Source organism: Staphylococcus sp. HMSC072H03 (assembly GCF_001809305.1).
Lineage (GTDB): Bacteria > Bacillota > Bacilli > Staphylococcales > Staphylococcaceae > Staphylococcus > Staphylococcus hominis.
On the sequence record NZ_KV796883.1, the window covers coordinates 191,304 to 203,701 of the forward strand.

Annotated in this window: 11 protein-coding genes and 1 other RNA gene; 11 read left to right on the plus strand and 1 reads right to left on the minus strand. The window is 32.2% G+C overall.

Going from position 1 to position 12,398, the window contains the following annotated elements; genetic code table 11:
• The first annotated feature begins 84 nt into the window (after positions 1-84).
• From pgk to HMPREF2578_RS06970, 11 genes are all read left to right on the plus strand, one after another.
• Positions 85-1,275, plus strand: coding sequence for a phosphoglycerate kinase (gene pgk / locus HMPREF2578_RS06920; RefSeq protein WP_017175905.1), 1,191 nt, complete (start codon positions 85-87; stop codon positions 1,273-1,275).
• A gap of 111 nt (positions 1,276-1,386) precedes the next feature.
• Positions 1,387-2,148, plus strand: coding sequence for a triose-phosphate isomerase (gene tpiA / locus HMPREF2578_RS06925; RefSeq protein WP_017175904.1), 762 nt, complete (start codon positions 1,387-1,389; stop codon positions 2,146-2,148).
• A 2-nt stretch (positions 2,149-2,150) separates the two neighbouring features.
• Positions 2,151-3,668, plus strand: coding sequence for a 2,3-bisphosphoglycerate-independent phosphoglycerate mutase (gene gpmI, locus HMPREF2578_RS06930; protein ID WP_048683222.1), 1,518 nt, complete (start codon positions 2,151-2,153; stop codon positions 3,666-3,668).
• A gap of 131 nt (positions 3,669-3,799) precedes the next feature.
• Positions 3,800-5,104, plus strand: a complete 1,305-nt coding sequence (gene eno, locus HMPREF2578_RS06935; RefSeq protein ID WP_017175902.1) for a surface-displayed alpha-enolase — start codon at positions 3,800-3,802, stop codon at positions 5,102-5,104.
• Between the two features lie 173 nt (positions 5,105-5,277).
• Positions 5,278-5,748: a hypothetical protein gene (locus HMPREF2578_RS06940; RefSeq protein ID WP_017175901.1), complete on the plus strand. Its 471-nt coding sequence runs from the start codon at positions 5,278-5,280 to the stop codon at positions 5,746-5,748.
• A gap of 67 nt (positions 5,749-5,815) precedes the next feature.
• Complete coding sequence (gene secG / locus HMPREF2578_RS06945; RefSeq protein ID WP_002448159.1) at positions 5,816-6,049, plus strand: preprotein translocase subunit SecG; 234 nt, start codon at positions 5,816-5,818, stop codon at positions 6,047-6,049.
• Between the two features lie 205 nt (positions 6,050-6,254).
• Positions 6,255-6,995, plus strand: coding sequence for an alpha/beta hydrolase (locus HMPREF2578_RS06950; protein ID WP_017175900.1), 741 nt, complete (start codon positions 6,255-6,257; stop codon positions 6,993-6,995).
• Positions 6,996-7,032: 37 nt separating this feature from the next.
• On the plus strand, positions 7,033-9,411 hold the full coding sequence (gene rnr / locus HMPREF2578_RS06955) for a ribonuclease R (RefSeq protein ID WP_070508336.1): 2,379 nt from the start codon (positions 7,033-7,035) through the stop codon (positions 9,409-9,411).
• A gap of 24 nt (positions 9,412-9,435) precedes the next feature.
• Positions 9,436-9,906, plus strand: coding sequence for an SsrA-binding protein SmpB (gene smpB, locus HMPREF2578_RS06960; RefSeq protein WP_017175898.1), 471 nt, complete (start codon positions 9,436-9,438; stop codon positions 9,904-9,906).
• An 86-nt stretch (positions 9,907-9,992) separates the two neighbouring features.
• Positions 9,993-10,354, plus strand: a transfer-messenger RNA (tmRNA) gene (ssrA, locus tag HMPREF2578_RS06965).
• Positions 10,355-11,117: 763 nt separating this feature from the next.
• Positions 11,118-12,059: a cation diffusion facilitator family transporter gene (locus HMPREF2578_RS06970; protein ID WP_019835719.1), complete on the plus strand. Its 942-nt coding sequence runs from the start codon at positions 11,118-11,120 to the stop codon at positions 12,057-12,059.
• 54 nt (positions 12,060-12,113) lie between these two features.
• Here HMPREF2578_RS06970 and HMPREF2578_RS11150 read toward each other — a convergent pair whose 3' ends face one another.
• Positions 12,114-12,290: a hypothetical protein gene (locus tag HMPREF2578_RS11150; protein ID WP_019835718.1), complete on the minus strand. Its 177-nt coding sequence runs from the start codon at positions 12,288-12,290 to the stop codon at positions 12,114-12,116.
• Positions 12,291-12,398 lie beyond the last annotated feature (108 nt).

Consider the following 12,398-nt stretch of genomic DNA (forward strand, 5'->3'; position numbering starts at 1 on the left):
GTTAGCTTATGAGTAAGCGGGGAGCACTAACGCTTCTCCGCTTATTTTTATATTAATAATTCCTATTTAAAGGAGGAAATTATAATGGCAAAAAAAATTGTTTCTGATTTAGACTTAAAAGGGAAAGTTGTACTTGAACGTGCTGATTTTAATGTACCTTTAAAAAACGGTGAAATTACAAATGATAACCGTATTGTTCAAGCTTTACCAACAATTAAATATATTTTAGAACAAGGCGGTAAATTAGTATTATTCTCTCATTTAGGTAAAGTTAAAGAAGAAAGTGATAAAAAAGAGTTAACTTTAAAACCAGTAGCGGATTCATTAACTGAAAAATTAGGCAAAGAAGTTGTGTTTATTCCAGAAACACGCGGTGAAAAATTAGAATCTGCAATTAAAAATTTAAATGAAGGCGATGTATTATTAGTTGAAAATACTCGTTTTGAAGATTTAGATGGTAAAAAAGAATCTAAAAATGATCCTGAATTAGGTAAGTATTGGGCATCATTAGGTGATGTGTTTGTAAATGATGCATTTGGTACTGCACACCGTGAACATGCTTCAAATGTTGGTATTTCTACTCATCTAGAAACAGCTGCAGGCTACCTAATGGAAAAAGAAATTAAATTTATCGGTGGTGTGGTAAATGATCCACATAAACCAGTTGTGGCTATTTTAGGTGGTGCTAAAGTATCTGACAAAATTGGTGTTATTAAAAATTTAGTGAATATCGCTGATAAAATCATTATTGGTGGCGGTATGGCATATACATTTTTAAAAGCACAAGGTAAAGAAATTGGTCTATCTTTATTAGAAGAAGATAAAATTGACTTTGCTAAAGAACTTTTAGAAAAAAATGGCGATCAAATTGTATTACCTGTTGATTGTAAAGTAGCTAAAGAATTTTCAAATGATGCTAAAATCACTGAAGTGTCTATTGATGAAATTCCAAGTGATCAAGAAGCAATGGATATTGGACCAAAAACAATCGAGTTATTTACTAAAGAATTACAAGGTGCTCACACAGTAGTATGGAACGGACCTATGGGTGTATTTGAATTTAGTAATTTTGCTAAAGGTACAATCGGTGTATGTAAAGCAATTGCTAACTTAGAAGATGCAATCACAATTATCGGCGGCGGTGATTCAGCAGCGGCTGCAATTTCACTAGGATTTGAAGATGATTTCACTCATATTTCAACTGGTGGCGGTGCTTCATTAGAATACCTTGAAGGTAAAGAATTACCTGGTATCAAAGCAATTAACGATAAATAATATTTATTTGAATAATAAAAATGTTTCTTTTATGATTTTCATGGGAAAACAATAAAAGAACGTAAATATTTATAATTAAGTTTAAATTTATTAATAATAGGAGTGTCAATAATGAGAAAACCAATCATAGCTGGTAACTGGAAAATGAATAAAACAGTTCAAGAAGCTAAAGACTTTGTAAACAATTTACCTACATTACCTGATGAAAAGGAAGTTGAATCAGTAATTTGTGCGCCAACAATTCAATTAGATGCATTAATCTCTCTAGTGAATGATGGCAAAGCAAAAGGATTAAAAATTGGTGCTCAAAACACTTATTTTGAAGATAATGGTGCATATACAGGAGAAACTTCTCCAGTAGCATTAGCTGATTTAGGTGTTAAATATGTCGTTATTGGACATTCAGAACGTCGTGAATTATTCCATGAAACAGATGAAGATGTAAATAAAAAAGCACATGCAGTATTTAATCATGGAATGACACCAATTATTTGTGTTGGTGAAACAGATGAAGAAAGAGAAAATGGCAAAGCTAACGAAGTAGTAAGCAACCAAGTAAAAGAAGCAGTAAAAGGCTTGTCAGAAGATCAACTTAAAGAAGTTGTTATTGCTTATGAACCAATTTGGGCAATCGGTACTGGTAAATCAGCTACTTCAGAAGATGCAAATGAAATGTGTGCACAAGTACGTAAAACAGTAGCAGACGTGTCTAGTCAAGATGTAGCTGATGCGACTCGTATTCAATATGGTGGTAGTGTGAAACCAAATAATGTTAAAGAATATATGGCTCAATCAGATATCGATGGTGCATTAGTTGGTGGCGCATCACTTAAAGTAGATGATTTTGTACAATTGTTAGAAGGTGCTAAATAATTATGGCTAAACAACCAACAGCATTAATTATTTTAGACGGTTTTGCTAACCGTGAAAGTGAACATGGTAATGCAGTAAAACAAGCGCATAAACCAAATTTTGATCGTTATTACAACAAATATCCTACGACTCAAATTGAAGCAAGTGGTTTAGATGTTGGTCTTCCTGAAGGTCAAATGGGTAACTCTGAAGTAGGTCATATGAATATAGGTGCAGGCCGTATTGTCTATCAAAGTTTAACTCGTATTAATAAATCCATTGAAGATGGTGATTTCTACGAAAATGAAGTGTTAGGTAAAGCAGCTCAACACGTTAAAGATCACGATTCAGCATTACATGTATTTGGTTTACTTTCAGATGGCGGTGTTCACAGTCATTACAAACATTTATTTGCATTATTAGAACTTGCTAAACAAAAAGGTTTAGATAAAGTGTATGTACATGCATTTTTAGATGGTCGTGATGTAGATCAAAAATCAGCAATTAAATATATTGAAGAAACAGAAGCTAAATTCAAAGAACTTGGTGTAGGTCAATTCGCATCAATTTCAGGTCGTTATTACGCAATGGACCGTGATAAACGTTGGGATCGTGAAGAAAAAGCTTATAATGCTATTCGCAATTTCGAAGGACCTTCTTATGCGAACGCTAAAGAAGGTGTAGAAGCGAATTATGCAAATGATGTTACAGATGAATTTGTTGAACCTTTCATAGTTGAAGGACAAAATGAAGGTGTTCAAGATGGTGATGCTGTTATCTTCTTCAATTTCCGTCCTGATAGAGCAGCACAATTATCTGAAATATTTACAAATAAAGCATTTGACGGCTTTAAAGTTGAGCGTGTAAATGATTTATTCTATGCAACGTTTACTAAATACAATGATAATGTTGATGCAGAAGTCGTATTTGAAAAAGTTGATTTAACGAATACAATTGGTGAAGTTGCTCAAAATAATAATTTAAAACAATTACGTATTGCAGAAACTGAAAAATACCCACATGTTACTTATTTCATGAGTGGGGGACGTAATGAAGAATTTGAAGGTGAACGTCGTCGCTTAATCGATTCACCTAAAGTTGCTACGTATGATTTAAAACCTGAAATGAGTGCATACGAAGTTAAAGATACATTGTTAGAAGAGTTAGACAAAGGTGATTTAGATTTAATTATTTTAAACTTTGCTAACCCTGACATGGTAGGTCATAGTGGTATGCTTGAACCAACTATCAAAGCAATTGAAGCAGTAGATGAATGTTTAGGTGAAGTGGTTGATAAAATTTTAGATATGAATGGCTATGCAATTATTACAGCTGACCATGGTAACTCAGATCAAGTTTTAACTGATGATGATCAACCTATGACTACTCATACTACAAACCCAGTTCCGGTAATTGTTACTAAAGAAGATGTAACATTACGTGAAACTGGTCGTTTAGGTGACTTAGCACCTACATTACTAGACTTATTAAATGTTGAACAACCGTCAGACATGACAGGTGAATCTTTAATTAAGCATTAGTAAAACTGTAAATGATAAGATGATTTAATATTATTCTTTAATATTAAGTCATCTTAGTATAAATATTTTATTAAATAACAAAAAATAGTTATAATAATTAAGGAATCTAAATTTAAAGGAGATTATTTATTATGCCAATTATTACAGATGTTTATGCTCGCGAAGTATTAGACTCACGTGGTAACCCAACAGTTGAAGTTGAAGTATTAACTGAAAGTGGTGCTTTTGGTCGTGCTTTAGTACCTTCAGGTGCTTCTACTGGTGAACACGAAGCAGTTGAATTACGTGATGGAGATAAATCACGTTATAGCGGTAAAGGCGTTACAAAAGCTGTTGAAAATGTAAACGAAATTATCGCTCCAGAAATCGTTGAAGGTGAATTTTCAGTTTTAGATCAAGTATCAATTGATAAAATGATGATTCAATTAGACGGAACACCTAACAAAGGTAAATTAGGTGCAAACGCTATTTTAGGTGTATCTATTGCCGTTGCACGCGCAGCAGCTGACTTATTAGGTCAACCATTATACAAATATTTCGGTGGATTTAACGGTAAACAATTACCAGTCCCAATGATGAATATTGTTAACGGTGGTTCTCACTCAGATGCACCAATTGCATTCCAAGAATTCATGATTTTACCAACTGGTGCTGAATCATTTAAAGAAGCATTACGTTGGGGTGCTGAAATTTTCCATAACTTAAAATCAATTTTAAGTGAACGTGGATTAGAAACTGCTGTAGGTGACGAAGGTGGTTTCGCTCCAAGATTTGACGGTACTGAAGATGCAGTTGAAACAATCATTAAAGCGATTGAAAAAGCTGGTTACAAACCAGGTGAAGATGTATTCTTAGGATTTGACTGTGCTTCATCTGAATTCTATGAAAATGATGTATATGACTACACTAAATTCGAAGGTGAACATGGTGCGAAACGTAGCGCAGCTGAACAAGTTGACTACTTAGAAGAATTAATTAGTAAATATCCAATCATTACAATTGAAGATGGTATGGATGAAAATGACTGGGACGGTTGGAAACAATTAACTGATCGTATCGGGGATAAAGTTCAATTAGTAGGTGACGATTTATTCGTAACTAATACTGAAATTCTTTCTAGAGGTATTGAACAAGGTATTGGTAACTCAATCTTAATCAAAGTAAACCAAATTGGTACATTAACTGAAACATTTGATGCTATTGAAATGGCTCAAAAAGCTGGTTACACTGCAGTAGTATCTCACCGTTCTGGTGAAACTGAAGATACAACAATTGCTGATATCGCAGTAGCAACAAATGCTGGTCAAATTAAAACTGGTTCATTATCAAGAACAGATCGTATTGCGAAATATAATCAATTACTACGTATTGAAGATGAATTATTTGAAACAGCAAAATTTGACGGAATTAAATCTTTCTACAATTTAGATAAATAATTTTAGCACTATACTAAAATCAATAGAGTTCACGCGTTTGCCTGTCATAGAGTTGAGACTATGACAGGCTTTTTTTAATATAAAATTTTAAATAATAGTATAGAAGTGTAAGATTTAACTTCATTGATGAAACTGATATAATAATCTTGTAATTGAAAGAAGGAGAATTGAAGATGGATCAACAACTTAATCAGTCAAATAAAAGAGAACGTATTACTGGTCAATTGATTGGATATAGTTCGCTTGTATTTTGTATATTATTAATTATCCATAATTTTATTGCTTTAGATGCTCGCACTGCTAAAACACTGTTAACACTAGCACATCAAAAAGCGTCAAGCAGTGCAGTAGATAATATTTTAAATAGTTTTAGATATACAGGTATTATGTATATTCTTGCATATTTAGCTGGAGTGATTGCTTTATGGAATCGACATAAATATCTTTGGTGGTTTATGTTTGCCGTATATGTATCAAATGTATTATTTACACTTGTCAACTTAACAATGGTGTTAAATGCTATTATTGAAACAAAATCGGTTTTATTTATTTTACCTATTTTAATCGTCGTGATTGGTTCAGCAATATTAGCCATATATATGTTAATTATTTCAATTGTACGTAAAAGTACATTTAATCGATAGTATTTGATAACTATATTAAGAATATGTTATAATTCGGAACGTACATAATGAACGGAGGACAATTTTCATGCATACATTATTTATGGTCTTATTAATTATTGATTGTATTGCATTAATTACTGTTGTATTACTCCAAGAAAGTAAAAGTAATGGACTTTCGGGTGCGATTAGCGGGGGCGCTGAACAGTTATTTGGTAAGCAAAAACAACGTGGCGTCGATTTATTCTTGCATAGATTAACAATTGTGTTAGCCATCATTTTCTTTTTAATAATGATTGGAATAAGTTATTTTGGTTTATAAGGTCCGACGATATCAATGTCGGGCTTTTTTATTTATAATAGAGTTAACACATTTTATAAAGAAATCATTATTTTAATATAATCATCAATGCATATTTTTAAGCTATTCAGGGAATAAAATAGATTGATTATATAATGAATGCAGTCTATTAGTACAAAATAAAAAAAGTAATCATATTATAATTTTTGTTAGAGAGGGATAAAAAATGCAAATTAAGTTACCTCAACCTTTCTTTTTCCAAGAAGGTAAAAGAGCAGTCTTACTCCTACATGGATTCACAGGTAATTCCTCAGATGTAAGACAACTTGGTAGATTTTTACAAAAAAAAGGTTATACTTCTTATGCGCCACAGTATGAAGGTCATGCTGCACCGCCAGAAGAAATATTAAAGTCTAGTCCATATGTATGGTTTAAAGATGTACTTGATGGCTATGATTATCTTGTAGAACAAGGTTATGAAGACATAGCGGTAGCTGGATTGTCATTAGGCGGCGTATTTGCATTGAAGTTAAGTTTAAACCGTCCTGTAAAAGGTATCATAACAATGTGTGCACCTGCCGAAGTAAAAACAGAAGGTACAATCTATGAAGGTTTTTTAGAATATGCACGTAATTTTAAAAAATACGAAGGTAAAGATCAAGCAACGATTGATAAAGAAATGGAAGATTTTCATCCTACTGAAACACTCAAAGAACTTAGTGATACTTTAAGTCGTGTGCGTAATGATGTAGATGAAGTCTTAGATCCCATTTTAGTAGTTCAAGCTGAAAAAGATGAAATGATTGATCCTCAGTCAGCAAATTATATATACGAAAATGTAGATTCAGATGAAAAACAAATTAAATGGTATGCAAATTCAGGACATGTCATTACAATTGATAAAGAAAAAGAGCAAGTGTTTGAAGATGTATATGCGTTTTTAGAAGGATTAGACTGGTCTGAATAAATCATAAAAATAATTGATTGAAGAAAGGAGGGGCATGATGAATTTAAAGCAATCCATTGAAGAAATTGTAAAACAACCTGATTATGAACCGATGTCTGTATCAGACTTTCAAGATGTTTTAGGTCTTAGTAGTGCCGACTCATTTAGAGAATTAATAAAGGTGCTCGTTGAACTTGAACAAGCAGGATTGGTAGAGCGAACAAAGACAGATCGCTATCAACGTAAAGTATCAAATAAGAATTTAAGTTCAAAATTAATAAGAGGTACTTTAAGTCAAAATAAAAAAGGCTTTGCTTTTTTACGCCCAGAAAACGAAGAACTTGAAGATATTTTTATTCCACCAACAAAGATTAATCGTGCTTTAGATGGAGATACAGTAATAGTTGAATTACAAAAATCCAGAGGAGAACATCGTGGAAAAGTTGAAGGTGAAGTAAAATCTATAGAAAAACACTCTGTCACACAAGTGGTAGGTACGTATAGTGAAGCAAAACATTTTGGTTTTGTCATTCCTGACGATAAACGTATTATGCAAGATATATTTATACCTAAAGGACAGAGTCTTGGAGCCGTAGATGGTCATAAAGTACTTGTCCAAATCACAAAATATGCTGATGGCACAGATAATCCAGAAGGACATGTGTCTGCTATTCTAGGTCATAAAAATGACCCAGGAGTAGATATTCTTTCAATTATTTATCAGCATGGAATTGAGATTGAATTTCCTGATGAGGTATTAAAAGAAGCGGAATCAGTCCCTGAAGAAATAAAACCTGAAGAAATTAAGGGACGAAGAGATTTAAGAAACGATCTTACAATTACAATAGATGGTGCAGATGCTAAAGATTTAGACGATGCAATTAGCGTTAAACGTCTAGATAATGGCCATACGGAATTGACAGTAAGTATTGCAGACGTAAGTTATTACGTAAAAGAAGGCTCTGCGCTAGATAAAGAAGCTTATGATAGAGCAACGAGTGTATATTTAGTAGACCGTGTTATTCCAATGATTCCACACCGTTTAAGTAATGGTATCTGTTCATTAAATCCTGAAGTAGATCGTTTAACGTTAAGTTGTCGTATGGAAATAAATGAGCGTGGCGAAGTGGTGAATCATGACATATTTGATAGTGTTATTCATTCAAACTATCGTATGACATATGATGCAGTAAATCAAATTATTACCGAAAAAAATACAGAAGTGCGTCAACAATACAGTGAAATTGTCCCAATGTTAGATTTAGCACAAGATTTATCTAATCGACTTATCCGTATGCGTAAACGTCGTGGTGAAATTGATTTTGATATTAATGAAGCAAAAGTGTTGGTCAATCAAGAAGGACTACCTACAGATGTAATAATGCGAGAACGTGGTGAAGGAGAGCGTTTAATTGAATCATTTATGTTAGCAGCCAATGAAACAGTTGCTGAACATTTTAACAAATTAGAAGTGCCATTTATTTATCGTGTTCATGAACAACCAAAATCAGATCGATTACGCCAGTTCTTCGACTTTATTACTAATTTTGGTATTATGGTTAAAGGCACAGGTGAAGATATTCATCCTTTAACATTACAATCTATCCAAGAAGAAGTTGAAGGTCGTTCTGAGCAAATGGTTATTTCAACAATGATGTTACGTTCGATGCAACAAGCACATTATGATGATACAAATTTAGGTCATTTCGGCTTGTCAGCAGAATATTATACACATTTTACTTCCCCGATTCGTCGTTATCCAGATTTAACTGTCCATCGCTTAATTCGTAAGTATCTTGTCGATCACTCTATGAATCATAAAGAGATGCATAAATGGGAAGAAACATTACCAGAATTAGCAGAACATACATCTCAACGTGAACGTCGCGCAATTGAAGCAGAGAGAGATACAGATGAGTTGAAGAAAGCAGAGTATATGATTCAACATATTGGTGATGAATTTGAAGGTATTGTAAGCTCTGTTGCCAATTTTGGTATGTTCGTTGAATTACCAAATACGATAGAAGGTATGGTTCATATTTCTAATATGACAGATGATTATTATCAATTTGATGAAAGACAAATGGCGTTGATAGGTGAACGACATGCTAAAGTGTTTAGAATTGGTGATGAGGTAAAAGTTAAAGTTACTCATGTAGACGTAGATGAACGCATGATAGATTTCCAAATTGTTGGCATGCCATTACCTAAAAATGATAAATCACAGCGTCCTGCTCGTGGAAAAACGATTCAAGCTAAAACGCGTGGTAAATCTTTAGATAAATCCAAAGATAATCATCATAAAAACAAAAAGAAAAAACGTAAACAACGTAAGGGTAAAAATCAACGTCAACGTGATAAACAAAGCTCAACTAAGCATAAACCTTTTTATAAAGATAAAAATATTAAGAAAAAAGCGCGTCGTAAGAAAAAATAATCAGCAAAGAGGTGACATACAGTAATGGCCAAGAAAAAAACAAAATCACCAGGTACGTTGGCTGAAAACCGTAAAGCAAGACATGATTATAATATTGAAGATACCATTGAAGCAGGTATTGCGCTTCAAGGTACAGAAATTAAATCGATTCGACGTGGTAGTGCGAACTTAAAAGATAGTTATGCACAAGTGAAGCGTGGAGAAATGTACATTAATAATATGCATATTGCTCCATACGAAGAAGGAAATCGTTTTAATCATGATCCATTACGATCAAGAAAGCTGTTATTGCATAAAAAAGAGATTATCAAACTCGGCGAACGTACAAGAGAAATTGGATATTCGATTATTCCTTTAAAATTGTATTTAAAACATGGACAATGTAAAGTTTTATTAGGCATAGCTCGTGGTAAAAAACTGCATGATAAACGTCAAGCATTGAAAGATAAAGCAATGAAACGAGATGTTGATCGTGCAATGAAAGCCCGTTATTAAGCATAATTGTTGCTTAATCGGGCTCTATTTGTTATGATAAGTAAAGTTGTTTAAATTAAACTGTATCTTATATTTTATTATATTGCGGGGGCGTTTTTGGATTCGACAGGGGTCCCCCGAGCTTATTAAGCGTGTCGGAGGGTTGTCTCCGTCATCAACACATTCGGTTAAATATAACTGACAAATCAAACAATAATTTAGCAGTAGCTGCGTAATAGCGCTCTGCATCGCCTAACAGCATTTCCTATGTGCTGTTAACGCGATTCAACCCTAATAGGATATGCTAAACACTGCCGTTTGAAGTCTGTTTAGATGAAATTTAATCAAACTAGCATATTGTTGGTTGTCTATTGCTTACCAATATGCGAAATGAATCAATAGACTACACACGTAGAAAGATTTGTATCAGGACCTCTGGACGCGGGTTCGAATCCCGCCGCCTCCATCTCATAGCTTGTAACCTTATTGGTTGCAGGCTTTTTATTTTTATTGCTCCAATACAGCTCCAAATATGCCCCAATAAAAATGCACCCTATAATTAAGATGCAATATTTTTGTATAAAACTATTTCATTTTTATCATTGTGAATTTCAAGGATAATATCATGAATTTTCTCATCTTCACTATAAGTATCTTTCATTTCATTATATTTAAAATATGCTAACTGTCTATTTGTCCTTTGTCCCAGTTATGTTGAGTTTTTATTGATTTTTTTGTTCTAAATCCGTAGAAGCGGTTTATCTTTTTAGGTGGGTTTTTAATAATTAAATTTCCTAGTAAAATCATAAAAATACTTGAAGGAAATAAAAGCATTTGATAACTTCCTTTTTCATGTTTTTGAAGAGCTTCTTTCTTAATATTATATAGAAATAATGTAACGAAAAAAATAATGTAAGTATGATGTTAATAAATTAAAGAATGATGAATACTTTTGACTAACACTAGATATAAGTCAGTTAGTCTAAGACAAAATAGAAATAACGAACTTTTATGATTGGTAAATCAACTGTGGTGATTAAATGTAATGCAATTTATATTTACATTTATGTGATAAATCATTTTGCCTCAAATATACAATGTTTTTAAATTTCAATTATTTATTGTAATAACATTAAAACGTTGATATATTAATGTTTGTAACGTTTTTTTTAATATATATTAGGGTAGTTTTAAAGAAAATAATTTATAATTTAATTGTTTGGAGAGAAGTAATGAACAATCAATCAAAATATTTTCATCATGTAGAACATAGGAAATTTCAAAGTAGTTCAAAAGCAACGCTTTGGTCTTCTTTGATTATTACGTTGATTTTTACAATTGTAGAGTTTGTAGGTGGGTTATATGCTAATTCACTTGCTTTATTATCAGATTCATTCCATATGTTAAGTGATGTTTTGGCACTAGGGTTGTCTATGCTTGCTATTTATTTTGCAAGTAAACCTCCAACGAAACATTATACGTATGGATTTTTAAGATTAGAAATTATTGTAGCTTTCTTAAATGGTTTAGCATTAATTGTTATTTCGTTAGGTATTATGTATGAAGGCATTTTGAGAATCATACATCCTGAATCGGTAGCAAGTGGTATCATGATATTTGTAGCTGTATTAGGTCTTATTATAAATATCATTTTAACACTTATTTTATATAGATCTTTAAGAAAAGAAGATAATGTTAATATTCAAAGCGCATTATGGCATTTTTTCGGAGATTTATTAAATTCAATTGGCGTTATCGTAGCAGTAGTACTTATTCATTTTACTGGATGGGAAATTATTGACCCAATCATTAGTATCATCATTTCTCTTATCATTTTAAATGGTGGATATAAAATAATTAAAAATGCTTGGAAAGTGTTAATGGAGAGTATTCCAGATGGATATGATTCAGATGAAATTATTAATGCAATGAAAAGCGTTGAAGGCGTTATAGATGTGCATGAATTTCATTTATGGAGTATCACTACAAACCATAGTTCATTGAGTGCTCATGTTGTTTTAAGTGATGAATATACTAAATGGCCATATTCAACGGTTAATAAAGTTTCTGAATTGTTGAAAGAAAAATATAATTTAGAACATGTTACACTACAAATTGAAAATATTCATCTTAACCATTTAGATGAAGATTACTTTAAACAATACGAAGAATGATAATTAAATAAGAGTAGAAGCGATGGATAGTAAGAGCGCTTCTACTCCTTATTTTTAGTTTTTATTTATTTTTTTACTATCTACGCGTTCAGAATTGCCTTTAGATTTGTGTGCTTTTGGATTATTTTTTTTATGTGCACTTTCGTTTACATCTTTGACTGTATCATTACTATGACTACATGCACCTAATACTAGAAAGCTTGAAAGTGTTAGTAAGGCTAATTTTTTCATTGTCTCATCCCTTTGTTTTAAGTCGTATCATATTTTAGTATGGCATATTAAATGTAATATTCAATAAATATTTATAAGTTTTAAAAAGAAGTTGAAAATAAAAGGTAG

Excerpts from the sequence above, each read along its gene's own strand:
- gpmI (WP_048683222.1), top strand. The coding sequence starts at position 2,151 with ATGGCTAAACAACCAACAGCATTAATTATTTTAGACGGTTTTGCTAAC.
- smpB (WP_017175898.1), top strand. The coding sequence starts at position 9,436 with ATGGCCAAGAAAAAAACAAAATCACCAGGTACGTTGGCTGAAAACCGT.
- tpiA (WP_017175904.1), top strand. The coding sequence starts at position 1,387 with ATGAGAAAACCAATCATAGCTGGTAACTGGAAAATGAATAAAACAGTT.
- HMPREF2578_RS06940 (WP_017175901.1), top strand. The coding sequence starts at position 5,278 with ATGGATCAACAACTTAATCAGTCAAATAAAAGAGAACGTATTACTGGT.
- secG (WP_002448159.1), top strand. The coding sequence starts at position 5,816 with ATGCATACATTATTTATGGTCTTATTAATTATTGATTGTATTGCATTA.
- rnr (WP_070508336.1), top strand. The coding sequence starts at position 7,033 with ATGAATTTAAAGCAATCCATTGAAGAAATTGTAAAACAACCTGATTAT.
- HMPREF2578_RS06970 (WP_019835719.1), top strand. The coding sequence starts at position 11,118 with ATGAACAATCAATCAAAATATTTTCATCATGTAGAACATAGGAAATTT.
- eno (WP_017175902.1), top strand. The coding sequence starts at position 3,800 with ATGCCAATTATTACAGATGTTTATGCTCGCGAAGTATTAGACTCACGT.
- pgk (WP_017175905.1), top strand. The coding sequence starts at position 85 with ATGGCAAAAAAAATTGTTTCTGATTTAGACTTAAAAGGGAAAGTTGTA.
- HMPREF2578_RS06950 (WP_017175900.1), top strand. The coding sequence starts at position 6,255 with ATGCAAATTAAGTTACCTCAACCTTTCTTTTTCCAAGAAGGTAAAAGA.
- HMPREF2578_RS11150 (WP_019835718.1), bottom strand. The coding sequence starts at position 12,290 with ATGAAAAAATTAGCCTTACTAACACTTTCAAGCTTTCTAGTATTAGGT.